Origin of the sequence: Sphingomonas adhaesiva, assembly GCF_036946125.1 — a bacterium.
Lineage (GTDB): Bacteria > Pseudomonadota > Alphaproteobacteria > Sphingomonadales > Sphingomonadaceae > Sphingomonas > Sphingomonas adhaesiva_A.
This window is the reverse complement of sequence record NZ_JAQIJT010000002.1, coordinates 695,679-715,660: the sequence shown is the minus strand read 5'-3', so window position 1 is coordinate 715,660 and position 19,982 is coordinate 695,679. Positions and strand designations below refer to the sequence as shown.

At 70.2% G+C, this 19,982-nt stretch carries 21 protein-coding genes, 1 tRNA gene and 1 pseudogene; 14 read left to right on the top strand and 9 right to left on the bottom strand.

Going from position 1 to position 19,982, the window contains the following annotated elements:
- Positions 1–57: 57 nt before the first annotated feature.
- The 3 genes from PGN23_RS09655 to PGN23_RS09645 all read right to left on the bottom strand — a co-directional run bounded on the left by PGN23_RS09655 (position 58) and on the right by PGN23_RS09645 (position 2,695).
- Entirely contained in the window at positions 58–612 is a 555-nt protein-coding gene (locus tag PGN23_RS09655; RefSeq protein ID WP_335302666.1) for a Smr/MutS family protein, read from the bottom strand.
- Complete coding sequence (locus tag PGN23_RS09650; RefSeq protein ID WP_443019761.1) at positions 587–1,930, bottom strand: MltA domain-containing protein; 1,344 nt, start codon at positions 1,928–1,930, stop codon at positions 587–589. Before PGN23_RS09650 ends, PGN23_RS09655 begins: the two co-directional genes overlap by 26 nt.
- 120 nt (positions 1,931–2,050) lie before the next feature.
- Positions 2,051–2,695 (bottom strand): Tim44/TimA family putative adaptor protein, encoded by a 645-nt coding sequence (locus PGN23_RS09645; protein ID WP_335302665.1) that lies wholly within the window; start codon positions 2,693–2,695, stop codon positions 2,051–2,053.
- 179 nt (positions 2,696–2,874) lie between these two features.
- On the opposite strand from PGN23_RS09645, the gene secB reads away from it, so the two are divergent.
- From secB to PGN23_RS09625, 4 genes are all read left to right on the top strand, one after another.
- Entirely contained in the window at positions 2,875–3,384 is a 510-nt protein-coding gene (secB, locus tag PGN23_RS09640) for a protein-export chaperone SecB (RefSeq protein WP_443019760.1), read from the top strand.
- Between the two features lie 28 nt (positions 3,385–3,412).
- On the top strand, positions 3,413–4,999 hold the full coding sequence (gene murJ, locus PGN23_RS09635) for a murein biosynthesis integral membrane protein MurJ (protein ID WP_335302664.1): 1,587 nt from the start codon (positions 3,413–3,415) through the stop codon (positions 4,997–4,999).
- Between the two features lie 8 nt (positions 5,000–5,007).
- The gene (gene trpS / locus PGN23_RS09630) at positions 5,008–6,015 is read left to right on the top strand and encodes a tryptophan--tRNA ligase (protein WP_335302663.1); all 1,008 of its coding nucleotides are present in this window, start codon (positions 5,008–5,010) and stop codon (positions 6,013–6,015) included.
- Between the two features lie 183 nt (positions 6,016–6,198).
- Positions 6,199–6,465 (top strand): PspC domain-containing protein, encoded by a 267-nt coding sequence (locus tag PGN23_RS09625; protein ID WP_335302662.1) that lies wholly within the window; start codon positions 6,199–6,201, stop codon positions 6,463–6,465.
- A 63-nt stretch (positions 6,466–6,528) separates the two neighbouring features.
- Here the strand turns inward: PGN23_RS09625 and dnaA are convergent, their stop codons facing one another.
- From dnaA to mutM, 3 genes are all read right to left on the bottom strand, one after another.
- Positions 6,529–7,884, bottom strand: coding sequence for a chromosomal replication initiator protein DnaA (gene dnaA / locus PGN23_RS09620; protein ID WP_335302661.1), 1,356 nt, complete (start codon positions 7,882–7,884; stop codon positions 6,529–6,531).
- A 489-nt stretch (positions 7,885–8,373) separates the two neighbouring features.
- Positions 8,374–8,637: a 30S ribosomal protein S20 gene (gene rpsT / locus PGN23_RS09615; RefSeq protein ID WP_335302660.1), complete on the bottom strand. Its 264-nt coding sequence runs from the start codon at positions 8,635–8,637 to the stop codon at positions 8,374–8,376.
- 96 nt (positions 8,638–8,733) lie between these two features.
- Positions 8,734–9,549 carry a bifunctional DNA-formamidopyrimidine glycosylase/DNA-(apurinic or apyrimidinic site) lyase gene (mutM, locus tag PGN23_RS09610; protein WP_335302659.1) on the bottom strand — a complete coding sequence of 272 codons (816 nt, stop codon included), beginning with the start codon at positions 9,547–9,549 and terminating at the stop codon, positions 8,734–8,736.
- A gap of 46 nt (positions 9,550–9,595) precedes the next feature.
- On the opposite strand from mutM, the gene PGN23_RS09605 reads away from it, so the two are divergent.
- From PGN23_RS09605 to PGN23_RS09570, 8 genes and pseudogenes are all read left to right on the top strand, one after another.
- The gene (locus PGN23_RS09605) at positions 9,596–10,327 is read left to right on the top strand and encodes a class I SAM-dependent methyltransferase (RefSeq protein ID WP_335302658.1); all 732 of its coding nucleotides are present in this window, start codon (positions 9,596–9,598) and stop codon (positions 10,325–10,327) included.
- Entirely contained in the window at positions 10,324–11,862 is a 1,539-nt protein-coding gene (gene ubiB / locus PGN23_RS09600; protein WP_335302657.1) for a 2-polyprenylphenol 6-hydroxylase, read from the top strand. The genes PGN23_RS09605 and ubiB overlap by 4 nt, the downstream gene beginning before the upstream one ends.
- Before the next feature lie 5 nt (positions 11,863–11,867).
- On the top strand, positions 11,868–12,923 hold the full coding sequence (locus tag PGN23_RS09595; RefSeq protein ID WP_335302656.1) for a hypothetical protein: 1,056 nt from the start codon (positions 11,868–11,870) through the stop codon (positions 12,921–12,923).
- Positions 12,920–14,111, top strand: a pseudogene (gene coaBC, locus PGN23_RS09590) (bifunctional phosphopantothenoylcysteine decarboxylase/phosphopantothenate--cysteine ligase CoaBC). The gene PGN23_RS09595 and the pseudogene coaBC overlap by 4 nt, the downstream one beginning before the upstream one ends.
- Before the next feature lie 58 nt (positions 14,112–14,169).
- Positions 14,170–14,553 (top strand): VOC family protein, encoded by a 384-nt coding sequence (locus tag PGN23_RS09585; RefSeq protein WP_335302655.1) that lies wholly within the window; start codon positions 14,170–14,172, stop codon positions 14,551–14,553.
- 47 nt (positions 14,554–14,600) lie between these two features.
- Positions 14,601–15,047, top strand: a complete 447-nt coding sequence (dut, locus tag PGN23_RS09580; RefSeq protein ID WP_335302654.1) for a dUTP diphosphatase — start codon at positions 14,601–14,603, stop codon at positions 15,045–15,047.
- Positions 15,044–15,472 (top strand): hypothetical protein, encoded by a 429-nt coding sequence (locus tag PGN23_RS09575; protein ID WP_335302653.1) that lies wholly within the window; start codon positions 15,044–15,046, stop codon positions 15,470–15,472. The genes dut and PGN23_RS09575 overlap by 4 nt, the downstream gene beginning before the upstream one ends.
- Positions 15,469–16,224, top strand: coding sequence for a HesA/MoeB/ThiF family protein (locus PGN23_RS09570; RefSeq protein WP_335302652.1), 756 nt, complete (start codon positions 15,469–15,471; stop codon positions 16,222–16,224). Before PGN23_RS09575 ends, PGN23_RS09570 begins: the two co-directional genes overlap by 4 nt.
- A gap of 37 nt (positions 16,225–16,261) precedes the next feature.
- On the opposite strand, the gene galU is transcribed toward PGN23_RS09570, so the two are convergent.
- On the bottom strand, positions 16,262–17,131 hold the full coding sequence (gene galU / locus PGN23_RS09565; RefSeq protein ID WP_335302651.1) for a UTP--glucose-1-phosphate uridylyltransferase GalU: 870 nt from the start codon (positions 17,129–17,131) through the stop codon (positions 16,262–16,264).
- 147 nt (positions 17,132–17,278) lie between these two features.
- Between galU and PGN23_RS09560 the strand changes: the two genes are divergently transcribed.
- Both PGN23_RS09560 and PGN23_RS09555 read left to right on the top strand, forming a co-directional pair.
- Positions 17,279–18,049 carry a metallophosphoesterase family protein gene (locus PGN23_RS09560; protein WP_335302650.1) on the top strand — a complete coding sequence of 257 codons (771 nt, stop codon included), beginning with the start codon at positions 17,279–17,281 and terminating at the stop codon, positions 18,047–18,049.
- 117 nt (positions 18,050–18,166) lie between these two features.
- Positions 18,167–18,409, top strand: coding sequence for a hypothetical protein (locus tag PGN23_RS09555; protein WP_335302649.1), 243 nt, complete (start codon positions 18,167–18,169; stop codon positions 18,407–18,409).
- 341 nt (positions 18,410–18,750) lie between these two features.
- Here the strand turns inward: PGN23_RS09555 and PGN23_RS09550 are convergent, their stop codons facing one another.
- Together PGN23_RS09550 and PGN23_RS09545 are read right to left on the bottom strand one after the other, a co-directional pair.
- Complete coding sequence (locus PGN23_RS09550) at positions 18,751–19,812, bottom strand: Glu/Leu/Phe/Val dehydrogenase dimerization domain-containing protein (RefSeq protein ID WP_443019808.1); 1,062 nt, start codon at positions 19,810–19,812, stop codon at positions 18,751–18,753.
- Between the two features lie 84 nt (positions 19,813–19,896).
- A tRNA-His gene (locus PGN23_RS09545) sits at positions 19,897–19,973 on the bottom strand.
- Positions 19,974–19,982 lie beyond the last annotated feature (9 nt).

Genomic DNA, 19,982 nt, shown 5'->3' with positions numbered 1-19,982 from the left:
CGTATTCCCCCGTGACCGCGAACCATCCGCGGCCGGCGCGACAGTCGCAGCCAGGGGTTAAAAGTTTGACTCACGCGGGCGACGCAGGACGATATACAGCGCCCCTGCCCCGCCGTGCCGCGGATGCGCATTGCGCACCGCCGCGATCGCCCCGGCGTGCCGCGACAGCCGCAACCAGTCCTCGATCGAGGCGCGGATCGCACCGCGGGCATGCGGTCGCTCGCTCCCGGCACGCGGCGGCTTGCCCGTCACCAGCAGGATGACGCGGTCGCCCCCCGCCGCCGCCTGCGCGAGCCCATGATCCAGCGCGGCATGGGCGGAGGCGAGCGTGTGGCCGTGCAGGTCGATGATGCGATCGGGCGCCACCACACCCCCCGCGAGCCGCCGGTCCCACCCGCCGTCCAGCGTCTGCCCCGGCTCACGCTTCCTGGCCGGGGGCAGCCGAACCGGCGCGGCGACGCGCACGGGCGCCACCTTAACCTTCTTCTCCGGCGCGGGTGCAGCCTTGGCGGGCGGCAGCGGATCGTTGCGCCGGCCGGGCAGCGCACGCACCGTGGCGCGCACCCGCGCCCACAGCGCCTCCTCGTCAGGGCCGAGGCGTCGACCCGCCACGCGCGCCCCCCGCTCCGCCTGCGGCTCCGCCGCGCGCGATCCAGCGATCGTAGCTGCCGACCGGCAACAGCACGAAGGCGGTGCCGCGCGCGCTCATCCCGCCCGCGATCGCGCGCGCATCGGCACCCGCTCCCCAGAACGTGTCGACTCGGTTCGCCCCCTTGATCGCGCCCCCGGTATCCTGCGCGATCCAGATGCCGTTGGCGTCGGTGCGGTCCATCGAGAGAAAGATCGGCGCGCCCAGCGGAACGAACGCCGGGTCCGCGGCGACCGTCGCGCCGCCACTCACCGGCAGTCCCAGCGCGCCGAGCGGCGGTCCCGACAATTCGCGGAAGAAAACGTAGCTCTTGTTCTCGCGCATGATCGCGCGCCCCTCGTCCGGATGCGCATGGAGCCAGGCGACGATCCCCTGCATCGATGCCTGCCCCGGCCCGAGCAGCCCGCGCGACTTCATCAGGGCGCCGATTCCGGTATAGTCGCGACCGTTCTGGCTGTCGTAGCCGATGCGCAGCACGTCGCCATCGGGCAGCCGCACCAGCCCCGACCCCTGCACCTGAAGGAAGAACAGCTCGACCGGATCGTCGGCATAGCCGAGCACGCGCGCGCGCCCGGTCAGCGATCCCCCCTCGATGGCGGTGCGGTCATCATAGGGGACGAGGTTGCTGCCCTTCACCTTGCCGCGGACCTTCTTGCCCGCCAGCGCGGGCGAGAAGGTGCCGAGGTCGACGTCGATCAGGTCGGACGGCCGCGCATAGATCGGCGCGGAGCCGGCCCGCGGGCCGAGCGATCCGGGGATTTCGGGGATGTAATAGCCGGTGGCGAAGGCGCGCCCGTCACCGACCTGCACCGGCTCGAACCAGCGCGCGAAGAAGGCGGCGGCCTGCGCCGGTGGCGTCTGAGCCGCGGCGGCACAGGCCGGCTGCCAGTCCGCCCCCGTCGTCAGTCCCGAGGCGTCGTTACGCCGCACGAGGCTGGGGCAGGAAATCCGAAATGCCGCCAGCGCCTGCGCGGCCTGATCGGCCTCGATCGGGAGCGTGGCGGCGGCGGGACCGGGCACGATCCCGGCAGCGGCGGCATTGGTCGCGCCCGGGGTGGCCGTCGCCGGCATGCCCGCCATAGGTATCGAGGCGACCGGCTGGCGCACGGGAACGTGAAGCTGCGGCACGTCGCGCGCCGGGGTGCGGGTGACGGGCCGACCGACGGGCTGCGTCGACGGCATCGCCGGCCGCTGCGGGCCGTCGCCCGGACCGACGCAACCGGCCAGCAACACCACGCCCGCCAGCGCGGACCAACCCGCCCTTGTTCCCGCTATCGTCATGCCACTTCCGGCCTCGCGCAATTGAACGATCGCGCAGCCTTACGGACGCGACGGGACCGCGTCACCCCGGACCGTCGTGAAAGGGAGAGATAAGTACGGCGCGGCCGCCCGCACCGCTTCTTACGCCTCGTCGGTGTCCGCCAGCAGCCAGTTGGGGTCCGAGCTGCGCACGGTGCGGACGAAGGTCCACACGTCGTGCGTCTCGACCGCATCCGTCGTCGATCCGGCGACCAGATCGCCGTCGGCATCGCGCGTCACCGCCGCGATATCGGCATCGAAACGGATCGTGATCCGCGCCTCTCCGCCCTGCACCCCCGCCGCGGCGATATGCGCCTTTTCGATCGACACCAGACGGTTGTCGAGCACGTGCCCGGCCTCCTTGCGCGCGGCGATCGCTTCGGCGAAGGCGGCATGGACGTCGGACGTGACGAGCCCGCGCAATGCCTCCTCGTCACCGCGCCAGAAGGCCTCCAGGATCATGCGGTAGGCCGATTTCGCGCCCTCCACGAAACGGGCGACGTCGAACCCCGGCTCCGCTTGCACCACTTGGCGCAGTCCGGCTTCCGCCGCACCGTCGAACGGGGGCAACGCGACCTCGCGCACTTCCGGCGTCACGTCGACCGTACGGGTGGCCGCGCGGGGCACCGCGCGCTCGTCGGCCGGCCTGGGCAGCGGCTGCTCGTGCCCGCTGCGCTTGCCGAGCACCGAATAGAGTCGCAGCGCCAGGAAACCGGCGACCATCGCGAGGAGGACAACGTAGAACACGGCAACTCCAGAATGCTGTGATGCCAACATAGGCGTAGCCGCCCGATGTTTCAAATCGCGTGAAGGGCGCTTTGTATCCGTGATCCTGCGGCCGCGAGTGGATTGTGTCGCCGCGGGCACGCTGCTAACCGCCCGACACTTTCGCGCGCAGGAACGCGCGACCCAGGTCGAAGGAACGGATGATGGACGAACAGGGCAACGCAGGCGCTGCGAACGAACCCTATATGAACGGTGCCGACACGGCACCCGCCGCCGGGCTGATCTCGCAATATGTGAAGGACCTGTCGTTCGAGAATCCGAACGCGCCCGCCGTGTTCCAGGAGCAGACCGCGCCCGAGATCAACGTCCAGTTCGACATCGGCGCGGCGCAGGTCGGCGAGGAAGTCCACGAGGTCACGCTGAAGATCGAGGTGCGCGCCACGATCGCGGGCAAGACCGCCTTCATCGCCGAGCTGGCCTATGCCGGCCTGTTCGGGCTGCGCAACGTGCCCGAGGAGCATGTCCAGCCGTTCCTGCTGGGCGAGGGCCCGCGGCTGCTCTTCCCGTTCGCGCGCCGCGTCGTCGCCGATGCGATCCGCGACGGCGGTTTCCCGCCGCTGCTGCTGGAGCCGATCGATTTCCAGGCGCTGTTCCTCCAGCAGGCGCAGCAGCAGGGCATCCAGTTCGGCAACGACGTCGGCCAGGCCTGACGCCGTCACCTGATCGGGCGGAGCGCCGGTGAACCTCGCACGCGCGCTCGGCTCGATTGGCGGGCTGACCCTCGCCAGCCGCGTGCTGGGGCTGGTGCGCGACTCGCTGTTCGCGCGCTTCGTCGGGGCGGGCTTCGCATCGGACGCCTTCCTGATCGCGTTCCGCCTGCCCAACATGTTCCGCGCCCTGTTCGCGGAGGGCGCCTTCTCCGCCGCCTTCATCCCGATGTTCAACAAGAAGGTCGCGGAACGGGGTGAGGGAGAGGCCGAGGACGCCGGCCTGTCCCGCGGCGTCGCGTTCGCGGAGGATGCGCTGTCGGTGCTCCTGCCCGTCCTCATCGCGATGACGGTGCTGATGGAACTGGCCGCCTGGCCGGTCACCTGGGCCCTGTCCGGCGGGTTCAACGACGCGAGCGAGGCGGACTTCGCCTTTGCGGTGCAACTGGCGCGGATCACCTTCCCCTACCTCCTGCTCATCAGCCTCGTCTCGCTGCTGGGGGGCATCCTCAACTCGCTGCACCGTTTCTGGGTCGCCGCCGCCGCGCCGATCCTGCTCAACCTGTGCCTGATCGTCGCGCTGCTGCTGTTCCACGACCACGAGCCGCTGTTCACCGCGCGGAATCAGGCGATCGCCGTGACCGTCTCCGGCGTGCTCCAGCTGGCGTGGCTGATCTGGGCCTGCCGCCGCGCGGGCGTGCGATTGCGGCTGAAGCGCCCCACGATCAACGCCGATGTCCGCCGGCTTCTGTCGCTGATCTGGCCCGCGGCCGCCGGCGCGGGCGCGATGCAGATCAACCTCGTCGTCTCCACCGCGCTCGCCGCCAGTCTGCTGGGCGCGGGGTCGGTCAGCTACATCTATTTCGCCGACCGGCTGAACCAGCTGCCATTGGGGCTGATCGGCATCGGGCTCGGCACCGTCCTGCTCCCCACCATCTCCGCGCAGCTTGGCCGCGGCGACGAGACGGCGGCGATGGACACGCAGAATCGCGGCATGGAGCTGGCGCTGTTCCTCACGCTGCCCGCCACGGTCGCGCTGGTGGTGTGCGGCGCGCCGATCGTGGCGGCGCTGTTCCAGCACGGCAAGTTCACGCCGGCCGATACCGCCGCCACCGCCGCCTCGCTCGCCGCCTTTTCGCTGGGGCTGCCGTCCTACATCCTGGTCAAGGTGCTGACTCCCGGCTTCTACGCGCGGCAGGATACGCGTACCCCGGTGCGCTACGCCACCATCTCGATGGCGGTGAATCTGGCGCTCAACCTGGCCTTCATCCTGCCGCTGCGCCATGTCGGCCCGCCGCTCGCCACCGCGATCGCCTCCAGCGTCAACGTCGCGATGCTGTGGCGCGCGTTGGCGCGGCGCGGGCATTTCGTCGCCGATGCGCAGCTGGCGCGCCGTGCGCCGCGCCTGCTGGCCGCCGCACTGCTGATGGGCGCGGTGATGTGGTTCGCCAACGCGCCGCTCGCGCCGTGGACCACCGGCCCGAGCCTGCACCGCTGGATCGCGATGTTCGCGCTGGTGGCCACGGGCGCGCTGGTCTATTTCGCCGCCACCTTCCTCTTCGGCGCCTTCCACGTCGCCGACGTGCGCAGGCTCATCCGTCGTCCCCAGCAGGTCTGAACCCCATCATGCGCGTCGTCTCCGGCATCAAGCCCACCGGCAATCTCCACCTCGGCAACTACCTCGGCGCGGTGAAACAGTGGGTGGCGATGCAGGACGAGATCCAGCGCGCGGGCGGGGAGACGATGTACTTCATCGCCGATCTCCACGGGCTGACCGAATGGATCGCCCCCGCCGACCTGCGCGCGCAGACGATCGAGATGACCGCGACGCTGGTCGCCGCCGGGATCGATCCCGCACGCTCGATCCTGTTCAACCAGGCGCGCGTGTCCGCGCACAGCGAGCTGTCGTGGCTGCTCAACAACGTCGCGCGCGTCGGCTGGCTCAACCGGATGACGCAGTTCAAGGACAAGGCGGGCAAGAATCGCGAGGGCGCCAGCGTCGGGCTCTACGACTATCCGGTGCTGATGGCCGCCGACGTGCTGCTGTACAATGCCACCCACGTTCCCGTCGGCGAGGATCAGAAGCAGCATCTGGAGCTGGCGCGCGACATCGCGACCAAATTCAATAACGACTATGCGACCGATCTGTTCACCTTGCCCGAGCCGCTGGTGAGCAAGGCCGCGCCGCGCATCATGTCGCTGCGCGACGCGGGCGCCAAGATGTCCAAGTCGAACCCGTCCGAGCAGTCGGTCGTCAAGCTGATCGACAGCGACGAGATGATCGCCGACAAGTTCCGCAAGGCCAAGACCGACCCGGACCTGCTCCCCGCCACCTGGGACGAGCTGGAGGGACGACCGGAGGCGCGCAACCTGGTCACGATCTTCGCCGCGCTGGCGGATCGCACACCGGAGGATGTGCTGGCGGAATATGCCGGCCGCGGGTTCGGCCAGTTCAAGCCGGCGCTCGCCGATCTGGCGGTCGCGACGCTGGGTCCGATCCGCGACGAGATGCAGCGGCTGTTGGACGACGCCAGCGCGATCGATGCAATCCTGAAGACCGGCGCGGAAAAGGCCGCCGACCTCGCCGGCCCGCTGCTCCGCCGCACGCAGGAGGCGATGGGACTGGTGATCTAAGGGCTGCTACCCGCCCCCCCACACCGTCATTCCCGCGGAGGCGGGAATGACGGTGGAGTGGCGGCATGCGCCAACGTTCCGCAACATGCGCCAACATAGCCCCCGCCGCCGCGCGCCCTCCCCTCCTGCACGCGACTTGGCACGCCACCTGCAAAGCACTCCGCAACAACGGAGTTTGCGACGATGACCACCACCGACCAACCCGCCCGCAAGGACAATCTGTTCGGCGTCTGTGCCGCGGTAGGCGAGGATTTCGGCTTCGACCCGCTCTGGCTGCGGATGGCGTTCGCGGTCGCGCTGCTCTTCGACATGGAGCATGTGCTGATGGCCTATGCCGCGCTCGGGCTGCTGGTGCTGGTCAGCCGCCTCGCGTTCCGCACGCCCACGGCGACACCTGAGCCGATCGCGCAGCCCGACGTCGAACCCATCGAGTACCGGCAGGCAGCCTGATTCCACCGTCACCCAGGCCCTGCGCCGGGGCCCCGGATCAGGTCCGAGGTGACGCGTACGGCCTCAACCCTCCAGCTGCCCCAGCAGCACCCGCACCGCGCCGTCCACGTCGCGGTCGGAGTCGCGCAATTCCTCGATGCGGCGCACCGCATGGATCACGGTCGAATGGTCGCGGCCACCGAACTTGCGCCCGATCTCGGGCAGCGAGCGGGTCGTCAGCCGCTTGGACAGATACATCGCGATCTGGCGCGGGCGGGCCACCGCGCGCGCGCGGCGCGCCGACAGCATGTCGAGCGGCTTCAGCTCGAAATGGTCGGCGACCGCCTTCTGGATCTGGTCGATCGTCACCCGGCGCTGCGCGCCCCGCAGCATGTCGCCCAGCGTGACCTGCGCGAACTCCAGGTCGATCGTCTCGCCGGTCAGCATCGCATAGGCGGTGACGCGGGTCAGCGCGCCCTCCAGCTCGCGAATGCTGCTGGTGATGCGCGTGGCCAGCAGGTCCACCACGTCGGCCGGCACAGTCACGTCGGGCAGGTCGGCGATCCGGCGCGTCAGCACCGCGCGGCGCAGCTCGGGGGTGGAGGGGCGGATATCCGCTACCAGCCCGGACGCCAGCCGCCCGACGATCCGCGGCTCGACCCCCTCCAGCGCCTGGGGCGCGCGATCGGCCGCGATCACCAGCCGCTTGCCCGCGGCCATGATCTCGTTGACGGTGTGGAAGAATTCCTCCTGCGTCGCGTCCTTGCCCGCGATGAATTGCAGGTCGTCGATCAGCAGCAGGTCGCAGCTGCGCAGCTTCGCCTTGAACGAATAGGTGTCGCGCGCGCGCATCGCCGAGACGAACTCGAACATGAACCGCTCAGCCGACATCAGCATGACGCGGGCGTCGGGATGCGCCGCGAGGAAATCGTGCGCGATCGCGTTCATCAGGTGAGTCTTGCCCTGCCCCGTGCCGCCGTGGAGGAACAGCGGGCTGAACCGCACCGGCCCCGGCTGCGCCAGCGCGCGCGCGGCATTGAGCGCGACCATGTTGGACGCGTCGCCGACGAAGCGGTCGAAGGTCAGCCGCGGGTCGAGCGACGGGCGCCCGCTGGTCGACACCGGCTCGCCTGCCGGCACGCTCGCCGCCGCGATCGGGGTCGCCGGTTCGGCGGCAACGACCTCCACCGGCGCGACGCGCGGCGCGGTGTCGATCTCGACGCTGCGGATGCCCGGCAGGATGGCGCGGAACTCGTGCACCAGCCGATCGGCGTAATGGCTCTTCACCCAGGTCGTCATGAAGGCGGACGGCAGCGTCAGGCGGACGTCGGCCCGATCGGCGCTCTCCACCAGCTGGATCGGTGCCAGCCACTGGTCGAACAACCGGGCGCCGGCCGACAGGCGCAGATTGGCGCGCACGCGAGCCCAGGCCCGCGCCACATCGCCATTCCCGACCGTCGTTTCCTGCCCTGACGCCACGCAATACCCTCCCGCTGCCGCGCACGCTGGCGCGCGGCCCGATCCATCACGAAGTCACACGTCCCCCGGCACGCGATCCCCATCGCGGCAGCAGTTTCGACCTGTTCCTGGTCCCACAGCGGACGAACGCCGCTGCGGTTCGACAGGATTAGGAACAGCGGCGTGAGTCGATCAAGTCCGGGATCAGCCACAAAATCGAAATATAGCGGATTGACAGCCCCCCAGCCGCGCAAATGCGTCATATTTCTTCTACGCCGCTGTATTTGCGCCATTTATCGGTAGCGCCCCGCATTCCGCAAAGCGCGAATCGCGGACTTTCGGCGCTTTTCCGGGGCCTCTCATTTTGTTCCTCACGGGGTACAAAACGGCACCGCGCGCGCGCACGAAAAACGCCCGCCAGGGGACTCCCGACGGGCGTTCGTCAACTTGTAAGAAACGTCAGTCGCGCGCTCAGGCGAGCGCGGCGACCCGCTTCGTCAGGCGCGAGAACTTGCGCGACACGGTGTTCTTGTGAAGCACACCCTTCGCCACGCCGCGCGCCATCTCCGGCTGCGCCGCCTGAAGCGCGGTGGCGGCCGCGGCCTTGTCGCCCGCCGCCAGCGCCGCCTCGACCTTCTTCACGAAGGTACGGATGCGGCCGACCCGGATACCGTTGATTTCGGCCCGGCGCTGGTTGCGGCGGATGCGCTTCTTGGCTTGCGGCGTGTTCGCCATGAACGTCCTCTAATTAGATCGAATCGATGAAAAAGGACGTCGGGAAGACCCAACGCCCCTGTTAAGGCGCGCCCCTAGCGCGGATGGCGATCAGCGTCAACCACGCTGGCACGCCGGACACCAGAAGGTGGAGCGTCCACCCTCGGCGTAACGATGCACGTGACCACCGCATCCGCACGCCTCGCCCTCGCGACCATAGACCGCGAATTGCTTGGAGAAATATCCCAGTTCGCCATCGGGCCGCGCATAGTCGCGCAAGGTGGAGCCGCCCGCCTCGATCGCGGCGTCCAGCACCTCGTGCACCGCCGCGACCAGCCGCTCGAGCCGCGACAGCGACAGGCGCCCCGCCGCACGGCGCGGCTGGATCCGCGCGTGGTACAGCGCCTCGCAGACGTAGATATTGCCCAGCCCCGCGACGATCCGCTGGTCGAGCAGCGCCAGCTTGATCGAGGTGCGCCGTCCGTCGAGCGCCCCGCGCAGGTAGCGCGCGGTGAAACCGGGGCCGAGCGGCTCCGGCCCCAGCGCCCGGAACGCCGGAAACTCCTCGATCCGGTCGCTCGGCCACAGATCGACCGACCCGAATCGCCGCGGGTCGTTGAGCGCCAGCCGCCGCCCCGCCGCCGTCTCCAGCAGCAGGTGATCGTGCGGCAGCACCTCCCCGGGGTCGACGCGCCAGCGCCCCGACATCCCTAAGTGAAAGATCATCGTGTCGCCGCGATCGGTATCGATCAGCCCGTATTTGGCGCGCCGCGACAATCCGGTGACGCGCGCGCCGGTCAACCGCTGGCGCAGATCCTCGGGAAAGGCGCGGCGCAGGCCGGCGCGGCGCGTCTCGACCGCGCTCAGCACCTGCCCCTCCAGCACCGGCGTCAGCCCGCGCACGGTGGTTTCGACCTCGGGAAGCTCCGGCATGTCCGCCCCCTAGCGGGTCGTCGCCCGCCTCGCTAGAGCGGCGGGCATGAACGATACCGTCTCCTTCGGCTACGAGGACGTCACCCCGAGCGAGAAGACCGCGCGCGTGCGCGGCGTCTTCTCCAGCGTCGCCGGCCGCTACGACATCATGAACGACGCCATGTCCGCGGGCATGCACCGCGTGTGGAAGGACCGCTTCGTGCGCCGCGTGAAGCCGAAGCGCGACGAACAGATCCTCGACATGGCGGGCGGCACCGGCGACATCGCCTTCCGCCTCGCCGAACATGGCCCCGCGGTGACCGTTGCCGACATCAACCCGGAGATGCTCGAGGTCGGCATGGCGCGCGCACAGCAGCGCGGGATCGACGGCCTGGTCTGGACCGAGGCGAATGCCGAGACGCTGACCTTCCCCGACCGCTTCTTCGATGCCTATACGATCGCGTTCGGAATCAGGAACGTGACCGACATTCCTGCCGCGTTGCGCGAGGCGCACCGCGTGCTGCGGCGGGGCGGGCGCTTCTATTGCCTGGAATTCTCGACGACGCTGTGGCCTGGCTTCGCGGAGGTGTACGACGCCTATTCGCACAAGGTCGTGCCGAAACTGGGCCAGCTGCTGGCGCAGGATGCCGACAGTTACCGCTATCTGATCGAATCGATCCGCCGCTTCCCCGACATGCCGACGTTCGAGCGGATGATCCGCGACGCCGGTTTCGTCCAGACGCGGGTCGAGCCGATGCTGGGCGGGCTGGTCGCGATCCATAGCGGCTGGAAGATTTGACCTCCCCCATCGTCCATGCCTGGCGGCTGCTGAAATGGGGCCGCACGCTGGCGCGTCACGGCGCGTTGCGCGGGATCGAGCACGATCCCCACACCCCCGCGCGGCTGCGCCGGCTGCTGCGTCTGGCGCGGCTGGGCGCGCGCGTCCCCGATCAGCCGCAATATGCCGCCGCCTTCACCGCGATCGGCCCGGCGGCGATCAAGCTGGGGCAGACGCTCGCCACCCGCCCCGACCTGGTGGGCGAGGAAGCCGCCGCCGACCTGCTCCGGCTTCAGGACGCGGTGCCGCCCGTCCCGTTCGAGGCGGTGGCGCAGGTGATGCGGCAGAGCTTCGGCCGCCCGCTCGACACGCTGTTCGCCTCGATCGAGGAGACGCCGGTCGGTGCCGCCTCGATCGCGCAGGTCCACCGCGCGGTAACGACCGACGGGCGGCAGGTCGCGGTGAAGGTGATGCGCCCCGGCGTGGAGGAAGACTTCGCGCGCGCGATCGATACCTATGAATGGGCCGCCGCCCAGGTCGAGCCGATGGGCGGCGAGATCGCGCGTCTTCAGCCGCGGCTGGTCATCGAGACGTTCAAGCGCTGGACCGCGCGCGAACTGAACTTCACCCGCGAGGCGGCGTCCGCGTCCGAGCTGGCGGAGACGATGACCGCCGAGCCCGGCTTCTTCGTGCCCGCGGTCGACTGGTCGCGTACCGCGGGGCGCGTGCTGACGATCGAGTGGATCGACGGGATCAAGCTGTCGAACCGCGCGGCGCTGATCGCGGCGGGCTACGACCTCCCCGAACTGGCGCGCGTGCTCGTCCATGCCTTCCTGCGGCAGGCGATCGCGGACGGCTTCTTCCACGCCGACATGCACCAGGGCAATCTGTTCGCGCTGCCCGGCAATCGCGTCGCCGCGATCGACTTCGGCATCATGGGGCGGATCGACCGGCGCGCGCGGCTGTGGCTGGCGGAAATCCTCTACGGCCTCATCACCGGCAATTACCGCCGCGTCGCCGAGATCCATTTCGAGGCGCAGTACGTCCCCGCGCACCACAGCGTCGAGGAATTCGCGACCGCGCTGCGGGCCGTCGGCGAGCCGATGCGCGGCATGAAGGTCAAGGACATGTCGATCGGCATGATGCTGGACGGCCTGTTCGCGATCACGCGCGACTTCGACATGGTGACGCAGCCCCACCTGCTGCTTCTGCAGAAGACGATGGTGATGGTGGAGGGCGTGGCCACCGCGCTCGATCCCGAGATCAATCTGTGGATCACCGCCGCCCCGCTGGTGGAGGACTGGATCCGCACCGAACTGGGGCCGGAGGCCGCGATCGCCGATCGCATCGTTCAGGACGTGCGTACGCTCTCGCGCCTGCCCGAACTCGTCCGCCGGATCGAGGCGCGCTTTCCGGCTCCGGGCGGTGCCCCCCCCGCTCCGCCGCTGCGCGAAATTCAGCTGGTCCGGGTCGGCGGCGGCTGGCGCTATGCGCTGGTCGCGGTCGGCAGCGCGCTGGCAGGCGCGGCGGCGATGTGGGCCGCCGGCGGCTGGTGACGCGCATGATCCGGCGCGGGGGTCCGGTCTGGCTGGCGCGCCCGTCGCGCTTCGTCGCGGTGGAGCGGCGCACCGCGCGCTGGCTGCTCGCCGCGCTGGTGCTGGCGCTGCTGCTCGCCGCAGTCGGCGCTTATGGCACCGTGGCTGCCTATCCCACCGAACCGCTCCACGATGCGCTGTTCGCCGCGATGCGCCACGGCGCCGGCTTCTACGACGCCTGGGCCGACATGGCGCAAAGCGACCTGGCGACACGCGATGCGATCATGCTGCCGCCCACGCTGGCGGTGGCGACCGTGGCGCTGCCGGTCTGGGTGTCGATCGCCGCGATGGCGCTGACCGTGACCGCGATCCTGTGGATCGGCGCAGCCGGGCTGTCGGACCTGTTCGCGCGCGACCCCGCCCGCTGGATCGCGGTCGTGCTGCTCGCGATCGGCAGCGCTGGTGCGGCGCTCCTGTGGGCGGGGGCGCCGCATGCCGGCTGGGCAACGCTGCTGGTGGCGCTGGCGGTGCTGTGGCGCCCTGGACGCATCGTCGAGCCGGCCGCGCTCGTCTGCATCGCCGCCGTGATCGACCCCGCCGCCTTGTGGGCGGTCGCGGTGCTGATGCTCCTGGCCATAATCGATTCGTCGCGGCGCGAGGTCGTCGGCTGGCTGATCGCGGGACTGGTCGCCGCGGCGGTGCTCGCCGCGCATCGGCACGCGCTGGCCGGGCTGGGCGTCGTCGCCGCGCCCGATCTGCCGGAGGGCAGCAGCGCGGCGGCGCGGCTGATGCTCGCCGCGCTGCCGGGCGTCCCGTCGTGGCTGGCCGCCCCGCTGCTGCTGCTGGGCGCGCTCGGCTGGGCGGGCCTGTCGCATCCGCTCGGCCTCCGGGTCGTCGCGTTGCTGGCGGTCGGCGTCCTGGCCGAGGGATGGTTCGGGCTGCACCCCGCGACGTTGGCGGCGGCGCTGGTCGCGCCGGGGATCGCGCTCGTGCCCGATGCGCTGGCCGATCTGGTGCGCGCCGCCGCCGATCCGCGTCGCTTCACCGTCACCCGCATCACCAAGAGAGAGGTCGAGGGATGAGCCGGATCCTGCTGGTCGTCGGCGGCGGAATCGCCGCGTACAAGGCGTGCGAGATCGTGCGGGGCCTGCGCAAGCGCGGCCATTCGGTGCGCTGCGTGCTGACCGAGGGCGCGCAGCATTTCGTCACGCCGATGACGCTCGCGGCCCTCAGCGAGGACAAGGTCTATACCACCTTGTGGGACCTGAAGGACGAGGCGGAGATGGGACATATCCAGCTCAGCCGGCAGGCCGATCTGGTCGTCGTCGCGCCCGCGACCGCCGATCTGCTTGCGCGGATGGCAGCGGGCCTTGCCGACGACCTCGCCACCACCTTGTTGCTGGCCACCGACAAGCCCGTTCTGGCCGCGCCGGCGATGAACGTCCGCATGTGGCGGCATCCCGCGACCATGCGCAACGTGGCGCAGCTGCGCGCGGACGGCATCCACGTCATGGAACCCGACGAGGGCGCGATGGCGTGCGGCGAATACGGCCCCGGTCGCCTGCCCGAGCCCGAGGCGATCGTCGCGCGGATCGAAGAACGGCTGGCAGGGAACGCTCCCAGGGCACTGACCGGCCGCCATATCCTGGTCACCGCCGGCCCGACGCACGAGGCGATCGACCCGGTCCGCTACATCGCCAACCGCTCGTCGGGAAAGCAGGGCTTCGCGATCGCCGGCGCGCTGGCTGCGCTCGGCGCGCGCGTGTCGCTGATCGCGGGGCCGGTCACGCTCGCCACCCCCCGCCGAGGTGACCCGCATCGATGTCGAGAGCGCGCAGGACATGGCCGATGCGGTCGCCGCCGCGCTGCCCGCCGATGCCGCGGTGATGGTCGCCGCGGTCGCCGACTGGCGGGTCGGCGATGCCGCGGGACAGAAGATCAAGAAGCAGGCGGGCGCCCCCCCCGCGCCGCTCCATCTGGTCGAGAATGTCGATATCCTCGCCACGCTGGCGCGCAGCCCCGCGCGCCCCGCGCTGGTCGTCGGCTTCGCGGCGGAGACGGAGCACGTCGTCGACCACGCCACCGCTAAGCGGGCGCGCAAGGGCGCGGACTGGATCGTCGCCAACGACGTATCGGGCGATGTCATGGGCGGCGATGCCAATACCGTCCACATCGTCACCGCGGACGGGGTGGAGAGCTGGGATCGCCTGCCGAAGGATGCGGTGGCCGCCCGCCTCGCCGGCCGGATCGCCGATGCGCTCACCCGCTGATTGTTCTTGATTCGTTCGCGGAATCGGGCATCCTGCGCTGCGCAAGGGAGGATGTTCGATGGATCATTACGTCACGCTCGGGGCCAATGACGCCGCCGCCGCGCAGTCTTTCTACGATGCCGCGCTCGCCACGATCGGCTGGTCGTCGCACGCGGCGTTCCCGGGCTGGCGCGCCTATTCGAAGGGGGGCGCGGGCACGGGGCTGACGCTGTGGATCTGCACGCCGTTCGATGGTGGCGCCGCGACGTCGGGCAACGGCACGATGCTGGGCTTCGCCGCTGCCTCACCGGCGCAGGTCGACGCCTTCTACGCCGCGGCGATGGCGCATGGCGGCACCGACGAGGGCGCGGCCGGGCCGCGTCCCCACTACGGCCCCGACTGGTATGCCGCCTATGTCCGCGACCCCAGCGGTAACAAGCTGGCGATCGTCCACAACGGATGAGCGCCGCGCGGTTCACCTTCGCGGCCACAGCCTCTAGATAGGGGCGCATGACCACATCGATCTCGATCGCGATCCGGCGCCTGCCCCATGGCGCCGGGCTGCCGCTTCCCGCTTATGCCACACCCGGAGCGGCGGGCATGGACGTCGTCGCCGCCGAGGCGCTGACGCTCGCGCCCGGCGCGCGCCATGCGGTCGCCACCGGCTTCGCGATGGCCATCCCCGCGGGCTATGAGGTGCAGGTGCGGCCGCGCTCCGGGCTGGCGCTCAAGCACGGCATCACCTGCCTCAACACGCCCGGCACGATCGACAGCGACTATCGCGGCGAGGTGAAGGTGATCCTCGCCAATCTCGGCAGCGAACCGTTTGCGGTGGTGCGCGGCGAACGCATCGCGCAACTCGTCCCCGCCCCCGTCCTGACCGCCACGCTCGCGCAGGTGGAGTCGCTGGACGACACCGCGCGCGGTTCGGGCGGCTTCGGATCGACCGGCCGGTGATCGCCGCGCTGTTGCTCGCCGCCGCGCTCGCGCAGGCACCGGACGCCCCCATGGCACCCACGTCGGATACGTGGGAAGCCTTGCCGCCGGTCCAATTCCGCCGCGCCGAACTCGACACGGTGGCGCTCGCCCGCTTCGTGCGCGCCGAGGTGGAGGCGGGCCGCTGCGCCGCCGCCGTCACCGACGACGCCGGGTCGACGCGGCTGCGCGTGCCGCTCGCCGCCCTGGTCGCGCCGGACGGTCGCGTCCGCCGCCTCGTCCCGGCCGCCATCGGATGTCCGACGGTCGAGCAATTCACCGTCGGCGTGATCGGCCGCCTCGCGGCAGACAACGTGGCCGAGCCCTGGCCGGAGGCGGACCGCTGGCTGCGCACCGGCCTCACCTACAGCTGGACCACCGCCGCTCCCGCGCAGGCCCCACGGTGACGCTGAGCGCCGACGAACTGGCGCGCTATGCCCGTCACATCGTGCTGCCGGAGATCGGCGGCACGGGGCAGATGCGACTGCGCGCGGGCCATGTCGTGGTGATCGGTGCGGGCGGGATCGGCTCGCCCGCGATCCAGTATCTCGCCGCCGCCGGTATCGGTCGCCTGACGCTGATCGACGACGATCACGTCGAGCCCAGCAACCTTCAGCGCCAGACGATCTTCACCACCGCCGACGCGGGCCGCGCCAAGGTCGAGGCCGCCGCCGACGCGGTCGCCCGCCTGACGCCGCACGTCACCGTGGCGACACGGGCGCTCCGCCTCGACCACGACAATGTCGCGGCGCTGCTGGAAGGCGCCGACGTCGTCCTCGACGGATGCGACAATTTCGATACCCGGCTCGCGGTCGCTGACGCCGCGCTGACGCAGCGCATCCCGCTCGTCTCCGCCGCGGTGGGGCGGTTCGAGGGGCAGTTGGGCGTGTTCCGCGGCTGGGAGCCGGGGCGCCCCTGCTACCGCTGCTTCGTGGGCGACGCCCCGGCGCGCGACGGGCTGACCTGCGCCGAGGAGGGGGTGCTCGGCCCCGTCACCGGGGTCTTGGGCAGCCTCGCCGCACTGGAGGTCATTCGCCAGATCGCGCCGTTCGGCGACGACAGCGCGGGGCGACTGGTGCTGCTCGACTTCCTGTCGCTGCGCTTCCGCACGTTGGCGCTGCCCAAGGATCCGGGCTGCTCCGCCTGCGGATCGGGCTGACCGGGGACGGGGCCGAACGCCGTCCGGCCCCCATTCCTCACCCCAGCCGCGCCTGCGCGAACGCGCGAACGCCCGGGCCGATGTCCTCGCGCTCCAGCGCCAGTGCCAGGTTCGCCATGATGAACCCCGCCTTGTCGCCGCAGTCGTAGCGCTCGCCATTGAAGGTGAAGCCGTGGAACGGCTGCTGCCCGATCAGCTTGGCCATCGCGTCCGTCAGCTGGATCTCGCCGCCGGCGCCCGTTTCCTTGGCGTCCAGGATCGTCATCACCTCGGGCTGCAGGATATAGCGCCCGGGGATCATCAGGTTCGACGGCGCGGTGCCGGCGGCGGGCTTCTCGACCAGCGCGGTCACCTCGGTCAGCGCGCCGTCGCGCACACCCGGCGAGATGACGCCGTACTTGCTCGTCTCCGATTCGGCGACCTCCAGCGCGCCGATGACGTTCCCGCCGACCTTTTCATAGGCGCCGACCATCTGCGCCAGGAAGTTCGGCGTCCCCACCATCAGCTCGTCGGGCAGCAGCACTGCGAACGGCTCGTCGCCGACGATCTCGCGCGCGCACCACACCGCATGGCCCAGACCCAGCGGCTCCTGCTGGCGGACATAGACGGGCGAGCCGGGCTGCTGACGGATATGCTCGATCGCGGACAGGCTCTTGCCGCGCGCCTTCATCGTCGCTTCCAGCTCGTAGGAGATGTCGAAATGATCCTCCAGCGCCCCCTTGCCGCGCCCGGTGACGAAGATCAGCTGTTCGATCCCCGCCTCCAGCGCTTCCTCCACCGCATATTGGATCAGCGGCTTGTCGACGACGGTCAGCATCTCCTTCGGCATCGCCTTGGTCGCGGGAAGGAAACGCGTCCCCAGCCCCGCCACGGGGAAAACGGCCTTGCGTACCGGCTTGATCGTCATTCGGACCTCCTGTTGGCGGCGGCTGTCTAGCCGGACCGCGCCATGGCTTCAAACCGTTCTGCACCGCACAATCTTACATAATCGTGCGGTTGCAGCTATCCGGGCGCGGCTTTAGATAGCGGGCTTGTCCAGCGCACGTTCCCCAACATGATCCGAAACCTCCTCCGCGCGGCCCGGCCGTCGTCGTCGCCCGCGGCGACGCCCGGCGATGGCCTGCGCATCTACGCCATCGGCGATGTCCATGGCTGCCTCGCCGAACTCGACCGGCTGCTGGCGATGATCGCTGCCGACGACGAAGCCCGGACCGCCGCGGGCGGTGCGGGGCCGGCGACGCTGATCTTCCTGGGCGATCTGGTCGACCGCGGCCCCGACTCCGCGGGCGTCCTGTCGCGCCTGATCGAATTGGCGCGATCGCGGCCCGGCACGCGCTTTCTCAAGGGCAATCACGAGGAGGTATTCCTGCGCGCACTGTCCGCCGACCGCGAGGCGTTGCGCCTGTTCTGCCGCGTCGGCGGACGCGAGACGGTGCTCAGCTACGGCATCGATGCCGAAGGCTACGAGCGGATGGATTATGCCGAATTGCACGAGCGCATGGCCGCGATCGTTCCCGCCGAGCACCGCACCTTCATGGACGCGTTCGAGGATGTCATCGTCGCGGGCGACTATGCCTTCGTCCACGCCGGGATCCGGCCGGAGGTGCCGCTGGACGCGCAGCGTGGGGCGGACCTGCGCTGGATCCGCAACTCCTTCCTCGATTATCGTCGTGCGCATCCCAAGATCATCGTCCACGGCCACACCATCACCGACGACGTCGATCGCCGCCCGAACCGCATCGGCGTCGACACCGGCGCCTATGCCAGCGGCCGGCTGAGCGCGATCGGGCTGGAGGGGGCCGACGTCTGGGTGCTGCAAACCTGATGCGGTGTGGCGGCGACGCCACAATCGGGCGGAACCAATAGCGTCCCGAACATTTAGCATATTGCTTTCCGGGAGTGTCAGGTTATGGCACAAGCTCGAACGCAAAGGGAGTTTCACATGCGTCTGGCCAAGTACATGCTCGCCGCCGCCGCCGCCACCATGGCGGTTGCCCCGGCGATGGCTGCCCCCGCCAATCCGGCGGCCAGCCTCTCCGTCGCCAAGTCGGCTCGCGCCGGCACGGCTTCGGCGAAGAAGAACGAGCTCGCCGGTGGCGGCGTTCTGGTCGCGATCCTGGCGGCGGCGGCGGTTGTCGCCGGCATCGTCGTGGTTGCGGACGAGGATTCGAGCGCCAGCAACTAAGCTGGTCGCTTCCCTGACGGGAGAAATAGCGGCCTTCGGGCCGCTATTTTTTTGCCCGCACGATCGCGGTGTTCGCCATGGCTGCCGGCATACCGCGATCTCGCGGGGCGTATGCTCCGCCCGGCACATGGTCCCGGATCGCGCGCTCCGCGAAATCGCCCGTCGGCGTGTGCGCGGTGCAGGGGATGCCCGAAAAGCCGGGCATGACGAGGAGGCCGCTCTTCCACGGCAACATGGCGCACGCCACCCGACGCGTCCGCCCCCGAACGATCGTCCGATGCGCTTGGCGACGGCCCGCGCCGTCCCGACCGCGGCTTGACGCGCGATACGCTGCCGTCGGGCTACCGCCCGATCAGCCGCGCGGCGATACGATCGGCCACCTCCGCCGTGGGATCGCCCGTGGCCTGCGCCTCGTCCCACACCTGCTCCAACTGCCCGGGGATCTGCGCGATGCGCGCCATCACCTCCGCCTCGTCGCCGTGGCCGAGATATTCGAGCCCCACGTTGATGATCCCGCCCGCGTTGATGACATAATCGGGCGCATAGACCACCCCCGCCTCGTGCAGGCGACGGCCGTCCGCCTTCGTCGCCAGCTGGTTGTTCGCCCCGCCCGCGACGATCCGGGCCTTCAGCGCGGCGATCGACGTCTCGGTCAGGATCGCGCCGAGCGCATTGGGGCTGACGATATCGACGTGCAGCGACAGGATCTCCTGCGGCGAGGCGGTGGTCGCCCCCAGTTCCGCCGCCAGCGCCGCGGCGCGCGCGGTGTCCACGTCCGCCAGCGTCAGCACCGCGCCGTCCTTCGCCAGCAGCCGCGCCAGACCGCCGCCGACCGAGCCGGTGCCCTGGATCGCGACGCGGACGCCGCGCATGTCGTCGGTGCCCAGTCCGCGCTTCGCCGCTGCCTTGACGCCCAGATACACGCCGTACGCGGTATACGGCCCGGGATCGCCGCCCGCCGCGCCCTGCGCCACCGGCAGGCCGGACACGTAGCGCGTCTGGCCGGCGATCACCTTCATCCGCGCCTCGGACATGCCGACGTCCTCGGCGGTGACGTAGCGACCGCCAAGCGATTCGACCGCCTTGCCGAACGCCACCAGTTGCCCCTCGCTGATCGTCTCGCCGGGACGCGGCGCCAGCACGACGCCCTTGCCGCCGCCCAGCGCCAGCCCCGCCATCGCATTCTTGTAGCTCATGCCGCGCGACAGCCGCAGCGCATCGGTCACCGCGCGTGCATCGTCGGCATAATGCCAGAAGCGCACGCCGCCCGCCGCCGGCCCCAGCGCGGTCGAATGGACCGCGATCACCGCCTTCAGCCCCGATGCCGGATCGCTGAACAGGTGCACGCCCTCATGAGCGTCGAAATCGGTATAATCCCAGATCGATGTCACCGGCCACTCCATCACGCGCGAAATGATATGTCGTGCGCACGCAATATTCTTTGCAGGCCGGAAATACCAGCCCCATTGCCGATGGTGATGGGGAGATGGGGCGATCGACGGGACTTGAACCCGCGACCCTCGGTACCACAAACCGATGCTCTAACCAACTGAGCTACGATCGCCGCGAAGGC

What these genes read in the sequence shown, in the direction of transcription:
- mutM (WP_335302659.1), bottom strand. Translation starts at nt 9,549, where the DNA reads ATGCCGGAGCTTCCCGAGGTCGAAACCACCGTGCGCGGGCTGACGCCG.
- dut (WP_335302654.1), top strand. Translation starts at nt 14,601, where the DNA reads ATGACCACATCGATCTCGATCGCGATCCGGCGCCTGCCCCATGGCGCC.
- rpsT (WP_335302660.1), bottom strand. Translation starts at nt 8,637, where the DNA reads ATGGCGAACACGCCGCAAGCCAAGAAGCGCATCCGCCGCAACCAGCGC.
- PGN23_RS09550 (WP_443019808.1), bottom strand. Translation starts at nt 19,812, where the DNA reads ATGGAGTGGCCGGTGACATCGATCTGGGATTATACCGATTTCGACGCT.
- trpS (WP_335302663.1), top strand. Translation starts at nt 5,008, where the DNA reads ATGCGCGTCGTCTCCGGCATCAAGCCCACCGGCAATCTCCACCTCGGC.
- PGN23_RS09650 (WP_443019761.1), bottom strand. Translation starts at nt 1,930, where the DNA reads ATGACGATAGCGGGAACAAGGGCGGGTTGGTCCGCGCTGGCGGGCGTG.
- secB (WP_443019760.1), top strand. Translation starts at nt 2,875, where the DNA reads ATGATGGACGAACAGGGCAACGCAGGCGCTGCGAACGAACCCTATATG.
- PGN23_RS09595 (WP_335302656.1), top strand. Translation starts at nt 11,868, where the DNA reads ATGATCCGGCGCGGGGGTCCGGTCTGGCTGGCGCGCCCGTCGCGCTTC.
- PGN23_RS09625 (WP_335302662.1), top strand. Translation starts at nt 6,199, where the DNA reads ATGACCACCACCGACCAACCCGCCCGCAAGGACAATCTGTTCGGCGTC.
- PGN23_RS09555 (WP_335302649.1), top strand. Translation starts at nt 18,167, where the DNA reads ATGCGTCTGGCCAAGTACATGCTCGCCGCCGCCGCCGCCACCATGGCG.
- PGN23_RS09560 (WP_335302650.1), top strand. Translation starts at nt 17,279, where the DNA reads ATGATCCGAAACCTCCTCCGCGCGGCCCGGCCGTCGTCGTCGCCCGCG.
- PGN23_RS09605 (WP_335302658.1), top strand. Translation starts at nt 9,596, where the DNA reads ATGAACGATACCGTCTCCTTCGGCTACGAGGACGTCACCCCGAGCGAG.
- galU (WP_335302651.1), bottom strand. Translation starts at nt 17,131, where the DNA reads ATGACGATCAAGCCGGTACGCAAGGCCGTTTTCCCCGTGGCGGGGCTG.
- PGN23_RS09585 (WP_335302655.1), top strand. Translation starts at nt 14,170, where the DNA reads ATGGATCATTACGTCACGCTCGGGGCCAATGACGCCGCCGCCGCGCAG.